Source organism: Mariniflexile jejuense (genome assembly GCF_042675665.1).
Lineage (GTDB): Bacteria > Bacteroidota > Bacteroidia > Flavobacteriales > Flavobacteriaceae > Mariniflexile > Mariniflexile jejuense.
On the sequence record NZ_JBHTJI010000001.1, the window covers coordinates 2,482,852 to 2,504,968 of the forward strand.

General features: G+C 28.1%; 19 protein-coding genes. 17 read left to right on the plus strand and 2 right to left on the minus strand.

The annotated features are described in order from the left end of the window. Positions 1-11: 11 nt before the first annotated feature. From ACFQ1R_RS10575 to ACFQ1R_RS10640, 14 genes are all read left to right on the plus strand, one after another. Positions 12-1,055 (plus strand): hypothetical protein, encoded by a 1,044-nt coding sequence (locus tag ACFQ1R_RS10575; RefSeq protein WP_379926138.1) that lies wholly within the window; start codon positions 12-14, stop codon positions 1,053-1,055. Positions 1,056-1,058: 3 nt separating this feature from the next. Continuing rightward, on the plus strand, positions 1,059-2,105 hold the full coding sequence (rfbB, locus tag ACFQ1R_RS10580) for a dTDP-glucose 4,6-dehydratase (protein WP_379926139.1): 1,047 nt from the start codon (positions 1,059-1,061) through the stop codon (positions 2,103-2,105). Further along, positions 2,105-2,971, plus strand: a complete 867-nt coding sequence (gene rfbA, locus ACFQ1R_RS10585) for a glucose-1-phosphate thymidylyltransferase RfbA (protein ID WP_379926140.1) — start codon at positions 2,105-2,107, stop codon at positions 2,969-2,971. The genes rfbB and rfbA overlap by 1 nt, the downstream gene beginning before the upstream one ends. Continuing rightward, positions 2,971-3,516, plus strand: a complete 546-nt coding sequence (gene rfbC / locus ACFQ1R_RS10590) for a dTDP-4-dehydrorhamnose 3,5-epimerase (RefSeq protein WP_379926141.1) — start codon at positions 2,971-2,973, stop codon at positions 3,514-3,516. Before rfbA ends, rfbC begins: the two co-directional genes overlap by 1 nt. After that, positions 3,513-4,313 carry a dTDP-4-dehydrorhamnose reductase gene (rfbD, locus tag ACFQ1R_RS10595; RefSeq protein WP_379926142.1) on the plus strand — a complete coding sequence of 267 codons (801 nt, stop codon included), beginning with the start codon at positions 3,513-3,515 and terminating at the stop codon, positions 4,311-4,313. Before rfbC ends, rfbD begins: the two co-directional genes overlap by 4 nt. A 4-nt stretch (positions 4,314-4,317) precedes the next feature. Then, complete coding sequence (gmd, locus tag ACFQ1R_RS10600) at positions 4,318-5,436, plus strand: GDP-mannose 4,6-dehydratase (protein WP_379926143.1); 1,119 nt, start codon at positions 4,318-4,320, stop codon at positions 5,434-5,436. Positions 5,437-5,442: 6 nt separating this feature from the next. Then, on the plus strand, positions 5,443-6,495 hold the full coding sequence (locus ACFQ1R_RS10605; protein ID WP_379926144.1) for a GDP-L-fucose synthase family protein: 1,053 nt from the start codon (positions 5,443-5,445) through the stop codon (positions 6,493-6,495). 3 nt (positions 6,496-6,498) lie between these two features. Further along, entirely contained in the window at positions 6,499-7,794 is a 1,296-nt protein-coding gene (locus tag ACFQ1R_RS10610) for a lipopolysaccharide biosynthesis protein (RefSeq protein ID WP_379926145.1), read from the plus strand. Between the two features lie 33 nt (positions 7,795-7,827). After that, the gene (locus tag ACFQ1R_RS10615; protein ID WP_379926146.1) at positions 7,828-8,985 is read left to right on the plus strand and encodes a glycosyltransferase family 4 protein; all 1,158 of its coding nucleotides are present in this window, start codon (positions 7,828-7,830) and stop codon (positions 8,983-8,985) included. Continuing rightward, positions 8,986-9,741, plus strand: coding sequence for a glycosyltransferase family 2 protein (locus ACFQ1R_RS10620; RefSeq protein ID WP_379926147.1), 756 nt, complete (start codon positions 8,986-8,988; stop codon positions 9,739-9,741). Between the two features lie 57 nt (positions 9,742-9,798). Beyond that, the gene (locus ACFQ1R_RS10625) at positions 9,799-10,449 is read left to right on the plus strand and encodes an acyltransferase (RefSeq protein WP_379926148.1); all 651 of its coding nucleotides are present in this window, start codon (positions 9,799-9,801) and stop codon (positions 10,447-10,449) included. 3 nt (positions 10,450-10,452) lie between these two features. Next, positions 10,453-11,616: a glycosyltransferase family 4 protein gene (locus ACFQ1R_RS10630; RefSeq protein ID WP_379926149.1), complete on the plus strand. Its 1,164-nt coding sequence runs from the start codon at positions 10,453-10,455 to the stop codon at positions 11,614-11,616. Between the two features lie 197 nt (positions 11,617-11,813). After that, complete coding sequence (locus ACFQ1R_RS10635; RefSeq protein WP_379926150.1) at positions 11,814-12,875, plus strand: O-antigen ligase family protein; 1,062 nt, start codon at positions 11,814-11,816, stop codon at positions 12,873-12,875. Beyond that, the gene (locus ACFQ1R_RS10640; RefSeq protein ID WP_379926151.1) at positions 12,875-13,972 is read left to right on the plus strand and encodes a DUF1972 domain-containing protein; all 1,098 of its coding nucleotides are present in this window, start codon (positions 12,875-12,877) and stop codon (positions 13,970-13,972) included. The genes ACFQ1R_RS10635 and ACFQ1R_RS10640 overlap by 1 nt, the downstream gene beginning before the upstream one ends. Before the next feature lie 22 nt (positions 13,973-13,994). Here ACFQ1R_RS10640 and ACFQ1R_RS10645 read toward each other — a convergent pair whose 3' ends face one another. Beyond that, entirely contained in the window at positions 13,995-16,892 is a 2,898-nt protein-coding gene (locus tag ACFQ1R_RS10645; RefSeq protein WP_379926152.1) for a DUF6311 domain-containing protein, read from the minus strand. 400 nt (positions 16,893-17,292) lie between these two features. Here ACFQ1R_RS10645 and ACFQ1R_RS10650 point away from each other — a divergent pair, with 400 nt between their 5' ends. The 3 genes from ACFQ1R_RS10650 (at position 17,293) to ACFQ1R_RS10660 (ending at position 20,784) form a co-directional block, all read left to right on the plus strand. Then, complete coding sequence (locus ACFQ1R_RS10650; protein WP_379926153.1) at positions 17,293-18,255, plus strand: O-antigen ligase family protein; 963 nt, start codon at positions 17,293-17,295, stop codon at positions 18,253-18,255. A gap of 390 nt (positions 18,256-18,645) precedes the next feature. Next, positions 18,646-19,998, plus strand: coding sequence for an undecaprenyl-phosphate glucose phosphotransferase (locus ACFQ1R_RS10655; RefSeq protein WP_379926154.1), 1,353 nt, complete (start codon positions 18,646-18,648; stop codon positions 19,996-19,998). Between the two features lie 6 nt (positions 19,999-20,004). Then, complete coding sequence (locus ACFQ1R_RS10660) at positions 20,005-20,784, plus strand: glycosyltransferase family 2 protein (protein WP_379926155.1); 780 nt, start codon at positions 20,005-20,007, stop codon at positions 20,782-20,784. Here the strand turns inward: ACFQ1R_RS10660 and ACFQ1R_RS10665 are convergent. Beyond that, positions 20,768-22,075: a phenylacetate--CoA ligase family protein gene (locus tag ACFQ1R_RS10665; RefSeq protein ID WP_379926156.1), complete on the minus strand. Its 1,308-nt coding sequence runs from the start codon at positions 22,073-22,075 to the stop codon at positions 20,768-20,770. The two genes, ACFQ1R_RS10660 and ACFQ1R_RS10665, sit on opposite strands and share 17 nt — an antisense overlap. Between the last annotated feature and the right edge of the window lie 42 nt (positions 22,076-22,117).

Genomic DNA, 22,117 nt, shown 5'->3' on the forward strand with positions numbered 1-22,117 from the left:
CATACATAGTTATGAGTAAAGACTTGCAACCACAATCATCTGAAGAAATAGATTTAGGAACGGTTTTTAAAGCAATAGGAAATGTTTTTAGCAAATTATTTAACTTCATTGGAAGCATATTTAAAGCTGTTTTTGAATTAGTAATTCTATTTTTAATATTCATTCAAAAACATTTTATAAAATTTGCTATTGCAGGTTTTATAGGGTTGGGTTTAGGGTTTTATTTAGATATGAAAAAAGAGCCTAAATATGTTTCAACAATGGTTTTAGAACCAAACTTTAATAGTGTACAACAACTTTATAATAATATTGAATTTTATAATGCACTTGCCGTAGCTAAAGATTTTAATGGATTATCTGAAGCTTTAGATATTTCAAAAAAAGAAGCTGTTTATATTAAAAAGTTTAATGTAGAATCATATTCAGACGAAAACCAAAAAGTACAATTATTTGACAGGTTTGTACGTAGTTTAGATACTACAACTCAAAAAACAATTGATATGGATGCCTATTTAAAGAATTTCAACTCTTTAGATGCTCGTTTTCATACAGTTACAGTTGTGGCAACAAATAATAGTGTGGCAAAAAAAATACAACCGTCTATTATTAACTCTATTTCAAGAAATGAATATTTTAATCTTCAAAAAGATATTAGCGACATTAATATAAGCTTGCAAGATAGTATATATAATAAGCAAATTAGAGAAATTGACTCGCTTCAATTATTATATAAAAAAGTAATGTTAAAAGAAGCTGAAAAAGTATCGCAAGGAACAAATATTAGCCTTGGAGAAGATGGAAGTAAAGAAAACAAAGAGCTTTCGTTAATTAATAAAGTTGAAGAACTTAAAACTAGTATAGTATTGCTAAATGAAGAACGTGCAAATAAGTCCAGTATTTTAAACGTAATTTCAGAATTTCCAAAAAAAGGCGTTGAGGTTAAAGGGTTTTTAAAAAGTTATAAGTTTTTAGTACCGTGTATACTTATAGGTATATTGCTAGTTTTTTTCGGCCTACAATCATTCAATACTTATCTTAAAAATTATAAAAAGTAAAAAATGAAAGTATTAATTACAGGCGGAGCAGGGTTTATAGGTTCTCACGTAGTAAGACTATTTGTTGAGAAATATCCCAATTACCATATTTTTAATTTAGACTTACTTACCTACGCAGGTAATTTAGAAAATTTAAAAGATATAGAAAGCAAGCCAAATTATACGTTCATAAAAGGCGATATAAATAATGAAATTTTTATAAACCAATTATTTGAAACCTATAAATTTGATGCTGTTATACACTTAGCTGCCGAATCGCATGTAGATAGATCCATAAAAGACCCATTGGCATTTGTAAAAACAAACGTTATAGGTACTATAACACTTTTAAATGCTTTTAAAAACACTTGGAAAAACAATTTTGAAAACAAACAGTTTTACCATATTAGTACCGATGAGGTTTATGGTACTTTAGGGCAAACAGGGTTATTTACTGAAACAACGGCTTACAATCCGAACTCACCGTATTCTGCTTCAAAAGCAAGTTCTGATCATTTTGTAAGAGCTTATGGAGAAACCTATGGCATGCCCTATATTATAACAAATTGCTCTAATAATTATGGTCAAAACCAGTTTCCAGAAAAGTTAATCCCGCTTTTTATAAACAATATCATCAATAATAAATCGTTGCCAGTTTATGGTGATGGTAATTACACCCGCGATTGGTTGTATGTTAAAGACCACGCAGTAGCCATAGACTTAGTATTTCATAAAGGAAAAAACCATGAAACTTACAATATTGGAGGGTTTAACGAATGGAAAAATATCGATTTAGTTAAATTACTATGCCAACAAATGGATGAAAAACTCAACAGAGAAAAAGGCAGTTCAGAAACGCTAATAACGTATGTTAAAGATCGTCCAGGGCACGATTTAAGATACGCTATTGATGCTACTAAAATAAATAAAGAATTAGGTTGGAAACCATCAGTAACCTTTGAAGAAGGCTTAAATAAAACAATAGATTGGTATTTAGAGAATGAAGATTGGTTGCAAAATGTTACTAGTGGCGATTACCAATTGTATTACCAAAAACAATACACAAACTAATGAAAGGAATTATATTAGCAGGAGGATCTGGCACAAGATTACATCCTTTAACATTATCAGTAAGTAAGCAGTTAATGCCTATTTATGATAAACCTATGATTTATTATCCGCTGTCTACGTTAATGTATGCAGGAATAAAAGAAATTTTAATAATATCTACACCTAAAGATTTACCTTTATTTCAAGATTTATTAGGAGATGGAAAAAAATATGGTTGCATATTTGAATACGCAGTTCAAGAACATCCAAACGGTTTAGCAGAAGCCTTTGTAATTGGTTCAGATTTTATTGGAAACGATAAAGTAGCTTTAATATTAGGAGACAATATTTTTTATGGAACTGGATTAGCTAAATTATTACAAGCAAATAATAACCCAGATGGAGGTGTTATTTATGCCTACAGGGTTAATGATCCAGAAAGATATGGTGTAGTAGAGTTTAATAAAGAAGGGCAGGCTATTTCAATAGAAGAAAAACCAAAATCACCAAAATCTAATTATGCAGTGCCAGGTATTTATTTTTACGATAACTCGGTAGTTGAAATTGCAAAAAACATAAAACCAAGCCACAGAGGCGAACTTGAAATAACAGATGTAAATAAAGAATACCTTAAAAAAGGAAAACTTAATGTAAGTATTTTAGATAGAGGTACAGCTTGGTTAGACACAGGAACATTTCAATCTTTAATGCAAGCATCACAGTTTGTTGAGGTGATTGAAGAGCGCCAAGGACTAAAAATAGGATCCATTGAAGCAGCAGCATTTGAAATGGAATTTATTAATGGAGAACAGTTTAAAGCTATTGCAGAACCACTACTTAAAAGCGGGTATGGGAAAAATTTATTAGGGCTATTGAATAAAGAATAATGATTGGAAAAGAAACTAAATTAAAAGGCTGTTTTATATTGCAGCCAAAAATTTTTAACGATAGTAGAGGTTATTTTTTTGAAAGTTTTAATCAAGAAATATTCAATAAGTTAATTAATAAAAAAACTGATTTTATTCAAGATAATGAATCGTTTTCATCTAAAGGGGTTTTAAGAGGGTTGCATTTTCAAACAGGAGATTATGCTCAAGCTAAGCTAGTGCGAGTTATTAAAGGAAAAATATTAGATGTTGCCGTAGATATTAGAAAACATTCTCCAACTTTTGGAGAGCATATTTCGATTGAACTATCCGAAGAAAATAAAACACAACTATTTATCCCAAGAGGTTTTGCACATGGCTTTGTAGTATTAGAAGACAATACAATTTTTTCGTACAAATGTGATAATTTTTATAATAAAGCCTCAGAATCAGGAATTATTTATAATGATAAAACATTAAAAATTGATTGGAATTTTTCTGAAGATAAGCTTATAATTTCTGAAAAAGACAAACTATTACCAACCTTTCAAAACTTATTTAAATGAAAATTTTGGTAACAGGTGCCAACGGTCAATTAGGAAAAACAATAGAAGAATTGTATGCAAAAAATAAATCTAATTTAGATTTTACATTTGTTTCAAAAGCCGAGTTAGATATAACAAATAATACGGAGCTTAATTTGTTTTTTCAAGTAAATCAATTCGATTATTGCATAAATAGTGCAGCATATACTAATGTAGAACAAGCAGAAAAAACACCAGAAATTGCATATAAAGTGAATGCAGAAGGGGTTAAAAATTTAGCTGAAGTTTGTAAAAAAACCAATACAGTTTTAATTCATATATCAACTGATTATGTTTTTGATGGTCAAAAAAAAGAACCATATACTGTAACCGATTTAACCAACCCAATAAATGAATATGGAAAATCTAAATTACTAGGAGAACAACATATTCAAAACTGTTTAGAAACGTATTTTATAATAAGAACATCGTGGTTATATAGCAAAACCTATGGTAAAAATTTTTATAAAGCCATTGTTGCAAAAGCACAAACCGAAAAGGAATTAACAATTACAACAGAACAAACGGGTTGCCCAACAAACACCGTTAATTTAGCTGCGTTTATATACAAAATAATACAAACAAGTAATATAAATTATGGTGTTTACCACTTTTGCGATGAAAAGGCCATGACTTGGTACGACTTTGCAGAACAAATTTTAATTGAAAACAATTTATTAAAAAAGATTAAACTTGTTAAAAGTGAAAAATACCTTACTTTTGCAAAACGACCAGTAAATTCGGTACTAACAAACACAAAAATTGCTTTAAAATATTAGTGAAATGAAAAAGAAAGTAGCCTTAATTACAGGTGTAACAGGACAAGATGGTGCTTATTTAAGTGAGTTTTTATTAAAAAAAGGATATGAAGTTCATGGTGTTAAAAGAAGATCGTCTATGTTTAATACAGATAGAATAGATCATTTATATCAAGATCCTCACGTAGATAATCCTAGTTTTTTTCTTCACTATGGCGATTTAACCGATAGTACCAACCTTACCAGAATTATTAAAGAAGTTCAACCAGACGAAATATACAATTTGGCAGCCATGAGCCATGTGCATGTATCTTTTGAAATGCCCGAATATACAGCAAATGCAGATGGAATTGGAACATTAAGACTTTTAGAAGCCATTCGATTTTTAGGCTTAGAGAATAAAACACGAATCTACCAAGCATCCACTTCAGAGCTTTATGGAAAAGTGCAAGAAGTACCACAAACCGAAAAGACACCATTTTATCCAAGAAGCCCTTATGCTGTAGCAAAAATGTACGCCTATTGGATAACAGTAAACTATCGTGAAGCGTATGGTATTTATGCATGTAATGGTATTTTATTTAACCATGAATCGCCAATACGAGGAGAAACTTTTGTTACCAGAAAAATAACCAGAGCCACCTCAAAAATAGCTCTAGGACTTCAAGAAAAAATATTTTTAGGAAACCTAGACGCCCAACGCGATTGGGGTCATGCTAAAGATTATATACGTATGATGTGGATGATTTTACAAGCAGATGAAGCCGAAGATTGGGTAATAGCCACAGGAAAAACAACAACTGTACGCGATTTTGTTAAAATGTGTTTCAATCATGTAGGTATAGAATTAGAATTTAAAGGTGTTGGAGTAGATGAAAAAGGTTATATAAAAACATGTAACAACCCCAAATATCAAGTAGAAATAGGCAAAGAAGTTGTAGCTGTGGACTCGAAATATTTTAGACCTACAGAAGTTGATTTATTAATTGGAGATGCCACTAAAGCCAAAGAAAAATTAGGATGGATACCTAAATACGACCTTGCAGCATTGGTTGAAGACATGATGAGTAGCGATATTATTCTAATGGAAAAAGACCAGTATTTAAAAGATGGAGGCTATCAAATAAAAAATTATTTCGAATAATATTTAATGGATAAATCATCTAAAATATACATAGCAGGTCATAGAGGTTTAGTAGGAAGTGCTATTTTAAAAAATCTTCAAAATAGAGGTTATAAAAATATAATAACCAGAACACATAGCGAATTAGATTTAGCAAATCAAACACAAGTTTCAAATTTTTTTGAAACTGAAAAGCCAGAATATGTGTTTTTAGCAGCTGCAAAAGTAGGAGGCATTGTAGCTAACAATGTATATAGAGCCGATTTTATTTATGAAAACATGATGATTCAAAACAACGTTATTCATCAAAGCTATATTCATAAAGTAAAAAAATTGATGTTTTTAGGAAGCACTTGCATATATCCTAAAAACGCACCTCAACCAATGAAAGAAGAATATCTGTTAACAGATACCTTAGAATATACCAATGAACCCTATGCAATTGCTAAAATAGCTGGTATAAAAATGTGTGAAAGTTACAACATACAATATGGCACTAACTTTGTTTCTGTTATGCCAACCAATTTGTACGGACCTAACGATAATTTCGATTTAGAAAAATCGCATGTATTACCAGCATTAATTAGAAAAATTCATTTAGCCAAATTACTTTCTGAATCAAATTTTGAAGCAGTAATAAAAGATTTAAATGTAAATACTATTGAAGAAGCTAAAACTTATTTAGCATCCTTTGGCGTTTCAGAAACCAGTGTGGAAATTTGGGGAACAGGAAATCCAAAGCGCGAATTTTTATGGAGTGAAGACATGGCAAATGCCTGTGTTTTCATTATGGAAAATAGAGATTTTAAAGACACTTATAACCTTACGGAAAAAGAAATAAGAAACACCCATATTAATATTGGCACTGGACAAGATATTTCTATTAAAGAGTTGGCTAATATTATAAAAGAAATAGTTGGTTTTAAAGGTAATTTAGTATTTAATACCACCAAACCAGACGGAACAATGAGAAAATTAACCGATGTTTCTAAGTTAAATACTTTAGGGTGGAAACATAGTGTTGAATTGGATCAAGGTATAAAAAAAGTTTACCAATGGTATAACTTGAATTTTTCTTAGTTAATGACCAAAGACAAAATACTTAAGTCAAATGTACTTCATAGTTTGGTATGGAGAGCATTGAATATGATATTAATGTATTTAACCGTTCCCTTTTTACTACTTTATTTAGGAGACGAATATTATGGCGTTTGGGTAACCATTTATGGGTTGTTTGTAACCATATATTTTATGGATATAGGCATTTCTTTAGGGTTAAAAAACAAGTTAACAGAAGCACTTACTATAAAAGATTATAACTTAGCAAACATCTATATATCAACAGCATATTTAGCTATTTTTTTTATGAGTTTGTTTATACTTGCCGTTGGAGCATGTTTTATTTTCTTTTTTAAAATGAATCAATTATTTAATATTGAAATTGAAGAAAGTAAAATGAAATTAATAATACTCATTAATCTTTTTTTAGTAGTTTTAAGTGTTAGTATCAATATCTACAAGAGTTTATATATGGCTATTCAAAAATCATATAAAAACGAAACAGCTTTAGCCATATATCAAGCACTTATTTTTTTAGGAATTATTTTATTACCTTATTTAATAAAAAAGTCATTAGTTTTAGTCAGCTTGATTTATGGCATAACTAATATTGCAATAGGACTTATATTTACCGCACTTTTTTTTTATAAAAACAAACACCTAAAACCTAAACTTAAGTTTTTTAGAAGAGAAAGAATGGGTGAAATAATGGGTTTAGGAATTAATTTTTTTGTAATTCAATTATCTTTAATTATAATTTTATCTACAGACAATATTATTATAACATATTTTGTAAATCCTGAATCTACTACTGTTTACAGTATAGTATATAAAATATTTCAACCCTTTTTAATTTTAAGTTCATTGATTTTTACACCATTATGGACTTTATTTACAGATGCTTACAAAACACGAGAAATAATTTGGATAAAAAAAACATTATTCAATTTGAATATATTGTTTATAGTATTATTTGTTGCATTAATCTTGGTAGGTATCAATATTCATTGGATAATAAAAATTTGGATTGGTAAAGACTACATATTACCACAGGCACTAATAATATTTATGATTGCATTTATTTTAATTAGAGTGTATGGTGACATATACATGACATTTTTAAATGGCATCGGTAAAATTAAACTTCAAATGTGGTTATATCTTTTTGGAGCAATAATAAATATTCCATTATCTATATTATTTGTAAAATATTACGGACTAGGAAGTAGCGGTGTAATTTTAGCTACATGTTTAAGTTTGTTAGGGTTGGCTATTTTTATGCCTATTCAAGCTCTTAAAACGATAAAGAAAATAAATTAAAAGCCTATTCCTTTTATTAAAAGCGCACAAAAAATGAAAAAAAAAATTAAAATAGCGTATATCTGTATTGAAGATTCTGATGATTTAACAAAATGGTCTGGCCTAAACTATTACATAAAAAAATCAATTTCGCAACAAGATATTGAAGTTATTGTTATTGATAAATTGAAGATAAAAAAATCAATTTTAATTTTTTTCAGAAAAGTAATTGGCAAAATTTTTAAACAAGATTATCATCAAAATAGGAGCAAGATTATATTGAAATCATTGGCATTACAAATTCAAGAAAGAATGCCTAATGATGTAGATTTTATTATAACAACTAGCTCATTACCAATAGTTTATTTAGAAACGAATGTGCCAATATTTTTTTACTTAGACGCTACATTTCATAGTATGTTAGATTTCTATTTTCCAATAAAAAATTTAAGTAAAAAAACCCTTGTAGAAGGTGAGTATCATGAACAATTAGCCCACAATAAAGCAACTGGAATTATTTACGCATCAAATTGGGCGGCTAATAATGCAATTGAGCATTATAAAGTTTTAAAAAAGAAAATAAAAGTAGTGCCTTTTGGTGCTAACTTAGATTATGCTGTTACAGAAAAGTTTATAATTGACAATTTAAAAAACAAATTGTTGGAAAAAAGCATTAACTTATTATTTGTTGGGGTTGATTGGGAACGAAAAGGAGGCGAAATAGTGTATCAAACTGCAAAAAGCTTAATTAAATTGGGGTATAATGTTAGTTTAGACATTGTAGGAATAAAGGAATTACCAATAAATAAAATTCCTGATTTTTGTACTAATCATGGATTTATTAACAAAAATGATGAGGCAGGTAAAAACAAACTTATTAAATTATATTTAAAAGCAGACTTCTTGTTTGTTCCTTCAAAGCAAGAATGTTTAGGAATTGTTTTTGCAGAAGCTAGTTCATTAGGCATACCCTCCATAAGCACCAATGTAGGAGGCATATCAAATGTTATAGAAAATGGGAAAACAGGTATTGCATTAGATATTAATGCAACACCTAAAATGTATGAAGAAAAAATTTTAAGTATAGTAAATAACAAGGAATCCTATAATAAAATGGCTTTGAATGCTTATCATAAAGCGGTTTTAGAATCTAACTGGGAAAATACAGGAAGAGAAATTATTAATCACATGATAAGTTTAACAAAAAATTAAATGAATCCATTACTTAGCATAATTACAGCAACCTACAATAGCGAAAAGACTTTAGAAAAGACAATAAAATCTGTTCTGAGTCAAAATTATTCTAATTATGAATATATTATTGTTGATGGAAAATCAAACGATAATACCATAAATATCATTAAAAAATATGAAGTAATTTTTAAGGAACGAAACATTTCATTCAAATGGATAAGTGAAAAAGATACAGGAATTTATAATGCATGGAATAAAGGATTAAAATTAGCAACAGGAAATTGGATAGCATTTTTAGGGTCAGATGATATTTATCTTGATAACGCTTTTTCAATGTATGCTACTGAACTTTTAAATAATCCAGAAGCAGATTTTGTACACTCAAAAGTAAGGTTAGTGAATAAAGGCAAAATAAAATATATTGTTTCTGATAAATGGATTTGGAAAAACTTTAAAAGGTATATGAAAATTGCACATGTAGGATCTTTTCACAATTCAAATTATTTTGAAAAATATGGAATGTACAATGAAATTTATAAAATAGCAGGAGACTATGAAATGCTATTAAGAGCAAAATCAAAATTAAAAACAATTTTTATAGATTGTTTTACGGCTGAAATGGAAGATGGTGGCGTAAGTAATAACAACGTATTTTTGGTTTTTAGGGAAGTAAGGAAAGCTAAAATAAACACAGCAAAAACATTTACACCTATAGCGTATTTTGATTTTTATTTCTCGTTAATTAAATATTATATTTCCTCTTTTTTAAAATAGAATATCTTAGGTGTTAGTAAATTTAATATGGTAATGTTCAAAAAGAAATATCAAAAAATGCTTAAAAAAAACGGGAAGAATTATTCTTTGGACGAAAGAATTCCCAACAAGCTTTTAATATACTCTTTAAGATATAGGCTAATTATGTTGGTTCGTGGTTTTTTAAAATTAGGAAAAAGGGTTTTTGTTGGGAAAAACACCATTTTTTTGAATAAAAAAAACATACATTTTGGAAATAATGTTACCATTGAAGAACATTGTTTTATTGATGCTTTTGCTTCACAAAAAATCTGTTTTGGAAATAATGTGAAAATAGGAGCATATTCTAGTGTGTCTTCAACAAGTCACATGTCTAAATATGGCATTGGTTTAAAAATAGGTAATAATAGTGGAATAGGCAGGTTTACAGAATTTGGAGCATCAGGAGGAATAGAAATTGGGAACGATGTAATTATGGGTTCTTATATTAGTTTTCATTCAGAAAATCATAATTATAGTGATGTTACCAAACCAATAAGAGAACAAGGTGTTACGTCTGATGGTATCGTATTAGGAGATAATATTTGGGTAGGTGCTAAAGTTACATTTTTAGATGGTTGTAAAATTGGTAATAACTCGGTAGTAGCCGCCGGAGCAGTAGTAAAAGGAATCTTTCCAGATAATGTAGTAATTGGCGGTGTTCCTGCCAAAATACTTAAACAGCTATAATAAATGAAAAACATTCTTTTTATACATCAATCCGCAGATTTATATGGTTCAGATAAAACCTTATTATATCTTGTAGATGCTATAAAAAACGATTTTAACCCTATAGTCGTTTTACCCGAGGAAGGTCCTTTAACAGAGGAGTTAAATAAAATAAACATTGAGGTTATAATTAGCCCCGTTATAAAAGTTTCTAGGCAACTTTTTACTAGTTTACAAATTATAAAACTCCCTTTTTTAATGTATTCAGCAGTTACGGCATTAAAAAAAACACTTGGTAATAGAAAAATTGATATTGTACATTCCAATACTTTAGCAGTATTTTTAGGTGCTCTTTACAGCCATAAATATAAAATTAAACACGTATGGCATGTACATGAAATTATTAAGCACCCTAAAATAGTTTCTAAAGCATATCCGTATTTGGTTAATTATTTTTCAAGTTTTGTTGTTTTTAATTCGCAAGCTTCTTTTAATCATTTATGTGAATACCATCCAAAACTTAAAAAAAAATCACAAATAATTTATAACGGTCTTGATAGAAATTTATCTTTCATCACAGAAGCAGAGCAGAATGCATTAAGGAAGTCGTTTTTTAACGAATTAGAGCCATCAACATTAATAATAGGTCTTATTGGACGTATTAATAAACATAAAGGGCAGCATTTGCTTTTAAATGCTTTTGAAGAATTACTACTAGGTAATAACATTAAAAATATCAAATTACTCTTTATTGGTTCTACTATAAAAAAACAAGAACATCTATTGATAGAGTTAGAAAAGGCAATTTTAGAAAAAGGTATTAAAGAGCATGTAACTGTAATTGATTTTCAGAAAGATTTATGGAAATATTATGACTGTATCGATATTGTTATTGTACCAACTACAGATCCAGAACCTTTTGGGCTAGTTGCTGTTGAAGCGATGTTATCTAAAAAGCCTGTTATAGCGGCAAATCATGGTGGATTGAAGGAAATTGTTTTACATAATAACACTGGTTTGTTGTTTGAACCGAGCAATAAAATAGCTTTGAAGAATGCAATTGAGAAATTAATTTTAAATCCAGAATTAATTACCTTATATGGCAATCAAGGATATACCCGATCTAAATTGGAGTTTTCACTTTTAAAATATACCAATAGTTTTAAAACTTTTTACCACTCAATTTGAATCTTTTAAGCATTAAAATAACACCATTATTATTAATATTATCACTTTTAATACAAAGGGAAATACCATCAATTGAGACAAACTCATTACTTTTAATAGGGACAGCTTTTTTATTAATGCTCATAAATAAATGCAGGATTTTAAAAAAAGATTTTGAGTTACTTTCTATATTAATTCTAATTATTTTATTGGGTATTGTGTCTGCTTTTTTTAGCAATCCTACCACTTACAATTTTATAAGAGATTTGCTCTACTTTAGCAAACCACTTATTTTAATATTAGTTGGCTATTTTGCTGCCAGAAAAATAAATAATTGGAAAACCATTTTTAAAATAGTTATTTATTTAGGGGTAGCTTATGCCATTTATCACATCGTTAATGTTATTGTTAATGTAAATTTTAAAACGGCTTCTGCTGCAGGTATAAGAGCTACATGTGGACTTTCAAATATTTTAGAAATTTTTGCAATAGCCTTGTTGTTCCTGTCTTACAAATACCCATTATTTAATATAATTAAAAGCAATAAAGCTAAAAATTTCTATTTAGCTTTATTGCTAGTTTCATTTTTATTCTACTTTTCAAGAACCATGTTTGTTGCTATATTCTTTTTAATTTTAGGAGCACTCAACTATTTAAAAATTAATAAGAAAGGATTAAAATATGGCGTAATTATTTTAATTCTTTTTGGGGGTTTTTATACTTATTTATTTAGTAAAGAATTTGATAGAAAAGGAAATGGTTTAGAATCTTTTTTATATAAAATGAAGATAGCACCTTCTGAAATATTTTCACCAAAATTAGATTTAAAAAACCATGCAGCATTATGGGATCATTGGAGAGCTTATGAAGCTTATTGTGCATTTGAAGGCTTAAATAAACAACCAACAAAATATATTAATGGATATGGTTTTGGTTCTTTAGTAGATTTGAAATTTAATGCGCCACTTAGTAGTGAAGGTGGTGTGCAATTTATACCTATTTTACATAATGGATATGTTTTTATACTATATAAAACAGGTATAGTAGGATTGCTATTATATTTAGTATTTTTGTTTGCCTTATATTTTAAGTCTTACTCAAAACAAAATAATATACAGAGTCAAGTATTTTCTAATTTAATAGCATCTACTGCTTTGTATCTTTTGTTTTCATCATTAATAATTTCAGGCTTATATAATGTAGAAGAAGTAACAGCAATTGTTTTAGGAGTCTTTTTATATTTAGGGACGAATGCAAAATTAAGTAGTAAAAAAAGTTAATGAAAATAGGAATTATAGGAGTAAGAGGCGTTCCCAATTACCATGGAGGTTTTGAACAATTTGCTGAATTTTTATCGGAATATTTGGCACAAAAAGAACATGAAGTATATGTTTATAATTCACATAACCATCCATATCAAGAAGCACTATGGAAAGGTGTGCATATAGTACACAAATATGATCCAGAATATCGAATAGGTACAGCAGGACAGTTTGTATATGATTTAAATTGTATTCTAGATGCTAGGAAACGAAAATTTGACATCATTCTTCAGTTAGGTTATACTAGTAGCTCCATTTGGTATAAATTAATGCCCAAAACAGCCATTTTAGTTACAAATATGGATGGCTTGGAATGGAAACGCAGCAAATACTCTAAAAAGGTACAAGAATTTTTAAAAATAGCCGAAAGATTAGCGGCAATGAATAGCGACTATTTAGTAGCAGATTCTATTGGAATTCAAAATTATTTAAAAGAAAAATACAAAAAAAAATCTACCTATATAGCATATGGAGCATCACTTTTTGATCAAGACGATTTTAATGTTCTGGATGCTTATAATCTTGAAAAATACAATTACAATTTACTTATAGCCAGAATGGAACCAGAAAATAATATTGAGGTAATATTAGATGGCGTGGTTGAAAGTAATAATAAACAGAAATTTTTGGTAATAGGAAAAAATGACGCTAATAGCTTCGGAAAAAGACTTATTACAAAGTATAAAAACTATACTAATATTGTTTTTTTAGGAGGTGTATATAATCAAAATCATTTAAACAATTTACGTTTTTTTTCAAATCTATATTTTCATGGACATTCCGTTGGTGGTACAAACCCATCATTATTAGAAGCTATGGCATCCAAAGCTTTAATTATAGCAAATAAAAATATATTTAACGAAGCAATTTTAGAAAACAACGGGTTTTATTTTTCTAATAAAAATGATGTTTCAAACCTATTAAATAGCATTACTAAAAAAGAAAACATACAAAAATTAGAGGCTAATTTTGAAAAAATTGACAAAGAGTTTAACAAACAAAAAATAAACAGTCAATATTTACAATTATTTGAAGATTTAATATCTTTAAAATAACGTTTTGAGACATTTATAGCATCTAATTTGACTTTATTTGTATATGGCTTTCTGTTTTTCCGTATGCTTTTATCTTTTTATTCTTAATTGTAATTCCTATATCATAGATATCATTGGCTAGTTTATCACCAAAAATAGATGCATTAAATCCGCAAGAATCAATATTTTTCTTTTTAAAATAAACCGTAACATCTGGTCTAGAAATTAACTTGGTATTAAATAAATAAGAAGTTGTTTTATTGGTTAAAGTTATAAAAACGGAATCATTTACATTCAAATCAACTGTTTCGTCAAATGCCCAACCCCTAATTTTTAGTAAATTATCAACAACAGTTAACTCGTCCAAACCTATTCTAACAGGATTTTTGTTTTCTAAAGCTACATTATCAATTTTTAAATAATTACCAGAACCCTTTTGAATGTCACTCATTAAAGTTGAATAGATAGAATCTACAAATTTTTTATTGATTTCAGAATCTTTAAAGTATGATTCAATATTATATTCCTTAGGATAAATAAAAAGAAAATCATCTAATTTTTTTATAGAAAATTTATTTTGAGAAATGGGTACTTTAAAAATATCTATATATTTAGGTGTCGTAATAAAAAGTGTTTTTTTGTTTGGCTTAGCACCTCCTTTTACTATAGCTCTTTCCAAAGAATCAGTGTAAATATGTGTAGGTTTCATTCTAGCAACATAACCTACAGAAATAGGTTTTTTAGCTTTATTAGCTAAATACATTAAATCTTGATAATCAGAGGTGTATGCCATTGAATTTTCAAAAGGTGGATAAGTTATTATTTCATCAAACTTACTAAAAATTTGTATCCATTTTTTATCGTCTTCAAGTTTAGTATCAAAACTACCATATGCCAAATCTCTTGAAGTTAAGGAATTTTTAATATCATAAATTTGGAAAGCCAATAAACCTACAAAAATTGATGTTTTTAAAATGTTATTAATAGGCAACTTAGAAAAAAGTATTATTGAAAAAATTACAAATAGGTAATAAAAAGGCCAACAAAAACGAGCATGAGCCCTAAATATACTACCTAAATTTTTAACAAAATCAGGAATTGGTACTTCAAATAAAACCGCTTGTCCTAAAGTTACAACATGACTTATTGCGAACAGTAATAACAACACAGTTAGAATAATTAATGGTAAAGTATAAAGGTGCGTTTTTAAAATTTTCTTTCGAACAACCAAAAACAACAAATATAGCAATGCAATAATTGCAATAATTATTAGGCCTAGGCCTAAATAGCTAAAGCCTTCCATTTGATTATCTGACATAATAGGTAAGCCAGATAGAAATTGCGAAGTATATTCATGGGGGTTAAAAAAGCTATTTAAGTTAAAGGAGCTTTCACCATAATTACCTACATTCGAAATTCCTGTATCATTTCCAAAACTAATCATTCCCAATACATACCATAAAATAAGTCCAAATACTAGTGATATTACTGGAAAAAAACACGCCTTTTTAAGCGAAAGCGATTTATCAAAAAAATAATTTTTAAGGGGTAATGTTATTGAAAAACCAAAAACCATGGCGGCTAAATAAGGGTGAATGCCAGCACTTAATACAAAAATAAGTACTTGTCGCCAATTAGCTTTAATAGGGTTTAGTTTGCTATTAGGAGATAGATAATAATAAAATGAAGCTAGTATTAACCAATGTGCTGTTAAAGCAGGGTGCATACCTCTATATAAAAGTAGCGGACTTGCAATTACAAATACTGTGGCTCCTAATGATATGATTGGGTTTACTTTATAAAGGCGTAAAATTTTCAAAGTATATATAGCACTTAAAATAAATGCAGAAAACATAAACGCACCTAAATATTGAAAATCTTCAGGAAAAAGTTCAGAGAATGGTTTTAATATTAAAGCTAAAAGAGGTATAGAATCTGTAAAACCAACATTAGTTCCTAATGGGTAATAGTAATTATACATATCACCTAAAGGAAAACCCCAAGGTGCACTTCTAAAATAGGTCCAGCCTAAATAATGCTGCCCCCAATCATGGTAAGCAGATAGCAACCAGTTAATATTGGTAGGTATTATAATTTCAAGACCATAACAAATTTGAAAAATTAAGAGACATAATAATATTGCAGAAATACACAGCCAATTGGGTTTTAAGTTTAAAAACGTTTTTTTGTTTTTTAAATTAGTGGATGTACTATCTGAATATTCTTTTTTTATTCTTAATAAATCTATCCATAGCTTAAAAAAATAGGTGATCTTTACCTTTGAATCGCCTCTATCAATCCATTGTTTTAAAGGTATTTCCAACATTTTTGTTAGAGCCAATTCTTTCCCATATATTTTCAATATTCTAAAAAATATCTCAACATCAAATAGCCATTTTGAGATAAAAGGTTTTTTAAAAATTTCCTTAGACAGATTTTCTTTAAATATTTTACATCCGCATTGTGTATCATATACCTTTAATGATAGTATAATTGAAATGAGTGTAGAAATGATTCTCCCAATGTAATGACGCGATTTTTTACGTTCAATATTTGCACCAATCCTTAAAACTCTAGACCCGAACACAAAATCAATATCCTTATCTAAATAAGACATTAAATTATAACATTCTTCTAAAGAAACTGATAAATCTGCATCTAAATAAGCAATATTCTTAAAATTAAAATTTGTATTGCAGTAATCCATACCTGTTTTAACAGCAGCGGCTTTACCTTGATTAGCGCTATGCGATACTATTTCTACATTATCTGGGAAACGATCTTTTAAGGATGAAATACAATCACTAGTGCTGTCCGAAGATCCATCGTTTACAAAACAAATTAAAGTGTCGTTGTTTTTTTTGAGAAAAGAAATGTAGTTGGAGTGTAAAAAGTAACCAGCTTCATTGTAACAAGGAATAACTATGCAAAGATTATACATTTTTGTTTTTTTTATCAGTCCCATTCAGGGTTTTAATGTTTACCAAATAAAGTTTAAATAAGTAACAAATATAGATTATAAATATAATTATATTTGAAATTGATTTTAAATTCATTTTTTAGTGAAACTAATTATAAGACCATTACTAGATAAATACTATTTTTCTTTATTAATAATTATTATAATTTGCGCACTACCATTACCTCTTTTTGTGTCTAATTTGGCGTATTTATTGTTAATTCTATACACCATCTATTATTGTTTTAATAATAAAATAAAACCAAATTACAATAAGGCATCTATTGCGTTTATTTGCTTTTATTTTTTAATGGTCGTTTCATATTTCTGGTCTATTAATAAAGATTTAACATTGGTTGGAATTATAAGAAAATCCGCTTTTTTGATAATACCAATTTTATTTCTATTTATACCAAAATTCAGCTTAGATGAAATAAAACGTATTTTTCGTTATTTCTCTTTTGTAATGGGAGGTTTTGCTATTATTTTCATAACGATAGGCTTACTGCATTTTATAAAAACAGGAAGCTTAGTAAATTTAACTCAGCATGAACTTGTAAGTCCATTGGATTTAAATAGAATTTACGTGTCTTTGTTTTCTGTTGCAGCTTTTTTTTATATGTTATTTAATGAAAAAAAGAATTTATTGAATAAATTTTTAATAGCATTATTAGTTGTTTTTCTATTATTACTAAGTTCAAAATCAATATTGATTACTACTTTGGTAATTGTGTTTTTTTATTTTTTATTAAAATGGAAATCTATTTCAGTTTTAAAAATAACCCTATTTTTTACATTAATTGTTAGCATACTATTAGTTTTTTTAAAGTTTAATCCTAAATTTTATACTGAGTTATTTCCTAGATTTTCTGAAATAGTAACAGGACAAAATTATAAAAAGAATTATTATTTTAATGGTTCAGAGTTAAGATTGCTTTATACTAGATTTTTATACGAGTTTGAAAACGAAGAACCTATTTTATTCTCCGGATTTGGTTTAGGTGCTACACAGGAAAAAATTAATGAAAAATGTATAAAATATAACGTGCCAGAAGGCTATGGTACTGAATTTAATTTTCATAGTCAATACAATCAAACATTAGCCGAGGTTGGTGTTTTTGGTTTTATAATATTAGTTTATAGCTTATATATTGGTTTTAAATTTGCCATAAAAAACAAAAGCCCATTTATAATTGCTGTTTTTATGATTTTTTCAATTTTATTTTTTACTGAATCTGTATTTAATAGACAAAGAGGTGTTTATTTTTTCTTATTTATGTATTTTTTGCTTTTTAATATTGATTTTTCAAAAAAAGAAATAGAATTAAATTTTAATAACAGATAAACTTACATACATTTTGTATTTTCAAATTTAGAAATTATGAGTAGAATTATAGAATTGTTAAATTTTATAAAGTAAAAGCAAACAATCACTCATCTTAATAGTATCAAATTATAAACTTAAAACCTCTTTATAGGAATATATTTAATATTAGAGGATAGAGTGTTAAGCAAGATGTTTTCAATAACATAACGTATAATAGATTTCGAGGTTTGAATAATATATGTTTATATATATTTAATACTTTTGGTTTTGAAACATAAATTAGTGATGAACTTTTTAATCCAATTACATATTGGTAAATATTAAAAAAACTTAACCATTCTTAGAGAGTGTTTTTTAAACACTCGCAATTTGGTGCATTGAACATTAAGAAATATAAAATTTAGTTAATTGAACTATAAACAAGGAAGATATTCGGGTTTTATTAAACCATTATTTAGATTTATTGATTTGGTCATTATTAATATGGCTATTTTTTTGTTTGAAATTAATTTAAATAACAGGATAGCTTTTTGTTTATACATATCCTTCACATGGATTGTGATTACCGTAAAAAATTATTTTTATGAAGTTCATAGAAATACTCGAATAATTCAAATCATTCCACTATTATTTAGGCAAATTGTTTTTTTTGCTATCGTTCTATATGCATATATCGGGTTTTTTAAGCAACCAAATATTAGTAGGTTGGCATTAGGTAATTATTTAATATTTATTTTTTTAGTTATAAGTGCTTTTAAATTTTTAACAACCTTTTTATTAAAAAAATATAGAGCTGTTTTAAGTGGTAATACTAGAAATGTTGTAGTAATTGGTAATAATGAAAAAACACGTCAATTAATAAACACATTTAATAAAAGATTAGATTTTGGATATAAGTTTAAAGCTCATTTTAGTATAAATGACAAAGACTTTTCTTTAGAAAAGTTCTTTAGTTATGTAATTGACAATGATATTGATGAAATATATTTTTCTGTAGCAGAGTTATCAAATAAACAAATAAACAGAATTATAGATTTTGCAGATAATAATTTAAGAGTACTTAAGTTTATCCCTGACAATAAAGATATTTTCTCTAAAAAATTAAAATACGAATATTACGACTATATTCCTGTTTTATCAATTAGAACGATACCAATGCAAGAATCGGCAAATAAGCTCATTAAACGACTGTTTGATATTGTATTTGCATCATTTATAATTATTTTTATTCTATCGTGGTTAACACCTATTCTAGCAGTTTTAATTAAACTTGAATCAAAAGGTCCTGTATTTTTCAAACAATCTAGAAACGGGTTTAACTATCAAGAGTTTGATTGTTATAAATATAGGTCAATGACTCCAAATAAAAATGCTCACTTGCACCAAGCAACAAAAGGAGACCAACGGATTACTAAAATTGGTTCATTTATAAGAAAAACAAGTATTGATGAGTTACCTCAATTTTTCAACGTTTTATTTGGCGATATGTCGGTTGTTGGTCCAAGACCACACATGGTTAGTCATACAAATATGTATGCTCAAAGAATAGATAAATTTATGGTTCGTCATTTTGTAAAACCAGGCATAACAGGTTTAGCACAAACCAGTGGTTTTAGAGGTGAAGTTGAAACCGACAAAGACATCATCAACCGAGTAAAATACGACATTTTTTATATTGAAAACTGGTCGTTATTGTTAGATATAAAAATCATCATCCAAACATTCATAAATGCTTTAAAAGGCGAAGAAAAAGCATACTAATATTCAATGAAACCGTTAGTTTCAATTATAACTCCCATGTTTAATTCTGAAGCATATATTTCAGAAACCGTAAACAGTATTATAAATCAAACGTATAAAAATTGGGAATTACTTTTAATTGACGATGGTTCAACCGATAATACTATTGAAATAGCAAATCAAATTCTTTTAAAATTTCCAAATATAAAACTTCTTAAAAACAGCATCAATTTAGGCGCAGCCATTTCTAGAAACAAAGGTATTGAAGCGTCGAATGGAAAATACATTGCTTTTTTAGATGCCGATGATATTTGGAAACCAAAAAAACTTGAAACCCAAATAGCATTTATGCAAGCTGAAAATTGCCATGTATGTTTCAGTAGTTATGAGCAAATTGATGAAACTGGTAAACCGCTTAACAAATTAATAAAAGCGTTGCCAAAACTAAGCTATCAAAAACATTTAAAAAGCAATTACATTGGTAACTTAACAGGAATGTATAATGTTGAAGTTTTAGGCAAAATAAAAGCACCTAATTTACAGAAACGACAAGACTGGTTGCTTTGGTTGGCTGCAATAAAAAAGTCCGGAAAACCAGCTAAAGGCATTCAAGAATCGTTGGCGTATTATCGGGTTCGAAAAGATTCGATGTCTTCAAACAAAATTAATCTTTTAAAGTATAATTACTTGGTTTATAGAAAGGGGTTGGGGTTTTCAACTTTAAAAGCTGTATGCTACATGTTGGTGTTTTTATACGAACACTTTTTTGTAAAATCAAAACAAGTTATTTCTACAAATACGATTTAAATTGTTTTAATTTCCCTCTATTAGAACGGTCTAATGAAGTTTTTCTTTCAAAATGAACCGTTAAGTTTGGTTCAAAATATTTAGCAATAGCATTTTTAATATTGATTAGTTTTTCTTCAGATAGCTCAGAAGCACTTGTGTAGCTTATTTTAAAGGTATCTAGTTTTTGCTGTTCAATAATAAATTCTTTTACGTTTCCATCTTTTTCAATAACGGTTTTGGTTACATAGTAAAAGGTTAAACCTGCTGCTTTTTTGCCGCTTGGTAAACTAACAACATCGTTTGTTCTGCCAATTAAGCTTTCAAGAATTGGTTTTTGTGGTGTACTTTCTTTTGAAAGTTTTCCAATATCGCCCAAATCGTATCGGATAAACGGATGTGCTTTGTTGTAAAGTGATGTAATTACAACTCTACCTTCTTCACCGTAGGGTAAAACCATGTTGTTTTCATCTAAAATTTCAACATACAAATCTTCGGTGTTTAAAATCCAGTCATTTTTGGTGTTTTGAAAGGCAATCAAGCCCAATTCTGCAGCACCATATTCATTAATTACTGGAATACCAAATTGTGTTTCTAAAAGCGTTCTATCTTCTTTAAAAAGCATTTCCGATGTCACAATACAAGCTTTTAATCTGGGACAAATAGTTTTTAAAATGGTGTTTTTCCGCTTCAAAAATTTTGCAAATTGAACAATAGAACTTGTATAACCATTAATATAATCAAAATGGTTGTTTTTAAACGTGCTAAGGTTTTTTTCAAGTTGCGCATCACTTAAATCGAACACTGAAAACCGATAACGGTTACTTAAAAAATCTTTAAAACGTTCTTTGTAATAGCCTGTTTTGTTTAAAGGAATACCGTAAAAACGCGCTTGTTTCGAGGTGTTAAAATCCAAATTAAACCAACTATATCTATCAATAAAACTTGCCCAAGTAATTGCATGACAAAATTTATCTTTCGCAAAAATAAATGGTTCGCCAGATGAACCAGAGGTTTTATTAACATACACTTTTTTTTCTGTAAAACCCTCTGAAAGTCGCTCACTTAAAGGTTGTTGCAAGTGGCGTTTGGTCATCACCGGAAAGGTGTTCCAATCTTTTAGATTCGCATCTTTTGCAAAGGTTTTATAAAACGGATTGTGTTTTAAATGAAATGCAACAATGTCTTGTTTTTTAGTTTCAATATAACTTATAAGTTCGTTTTCATTTTTCTTTTGAATAGAACCCAAAAGAGTTTTAGCTTTTTCAATAGGAAAGCCATTAAGTTTTAAAGAAAGATTGAACAAATTCAAGATAAAGTATAATTTTTTGGTAAAGTAAATAAAAAATAGTCG

What these genes read in the sequence shown, in the direction of transcription:
- ACFQ1R_RS10575 (WP_379926138.1), top strand. Translation starts at nt 12, where the DNA reads ATGAGTAAAGACTTGCAACCACAATCATCTGAAGAAATAGATTTAGGA.
- rfbB (WP_379926139.1), top strand. Translation starts at nt 1,059, where the DNA reads ATGAAAGTATTAATTACAGGCGGAGCAGGGTTTATAGGTTCTCACGTA.
- rfbA (WP_379926140.1), top strand. Translation starts at nt 2,105, where the DNA reads ATGAAAGGAATTATATTAGCAGGAGGATCTGGCACAAGATTACATCCT.
- rfbC (WP_379926141.1), top strand. Translation starts at nt 2,971, where the DNA reads ATGATTGGAAAAGAAACTAAATTAAAAGGCTGTTTTATATTGCAGCCA.
- rfbD (WP_379926142.1), top strand. Translation starts at nt 3,513, where the DNA reads ATGAAAATTTTGGTAACAGGTGCCAACGGTCAATTAGGAAAAACAATA.
- gmd (WP_379926143.1), top strand. Translation starts at nt 4,318, where the DNA reads ATGAAAAAGAAAGTAGCCTTAATTACAGGTGTAACAGGACAAGATGGT.
- ACFQ1R_RS10605 (WP_379926144.1), top strand. Translation starts at nt 5,443, where the DNA reads ATGGATAAATCATCTAAAATATACATAGCAGGTCATAGAGGTTTAGTA.
- ACFQ1R_RS10610 (WP_379926145.1), top strand. Translation starts at nt 6,499, where the DNA reads ATGACCAAAGACAAAATACTTAAGTCAAATGTACTTCATAGTTTGGTA.
- ACFQ1R_RS10615 (WP_379926146.1), top strand. Translation starts at nt 7,828, where the DNA reads ATGAAAAAAAAAATTAAAATAGCGTATATCTGTATTGAAGATTCTGAT.
- ACFQ1R_RS10620 (WP_379926147.1), top strand. Translation starts at nt 8,986, where the DNA reads ATGAATCCATTACTTAGCATAATTACAGCAACCTACAATAGCGAAAAG.
- ACFQ1R_RS10625 (WP_379926148.1), top strand. Translation starts at nt 9,799, where the DNA reads ATGCTTAAAAAAAACGGGAAGAATTATTCTTTGGACGAAAGAATTCCC.
- ACFQ1R_RS10630 (WP_379926149.1), top strand. Translation starts at nt 10,453, where the DNA reads ATGAAAAACATTCTTTTTATACATCAATCCGCAGATTTATATGGTTCA.
- ACFQ1R_RS10640 (WP_379926151.1), top strand. Translation starts at nt 12,875, where the DNA reads ATGAAAATAGGAATTATAGGAGTAAGAGGCGTTCCCAATTACCATGGA.
- ACFQ1R_RS10645 (WP_379926152.1), bottom strand. Translation starts at nt 16,892, where the DNA reads ATGTATAATCTTTGCATAGTTATTCCTTGTTACAATGAAGCTGGTTAC.
- ACFQ1R_RS10660 (WP_379926155.1), top strand. Translation starts at nt 20,005, where the DNA reads ATGAAACCGTTAGTTTCAATTATAACTCCCATGTTTAATTCTGAAGCA.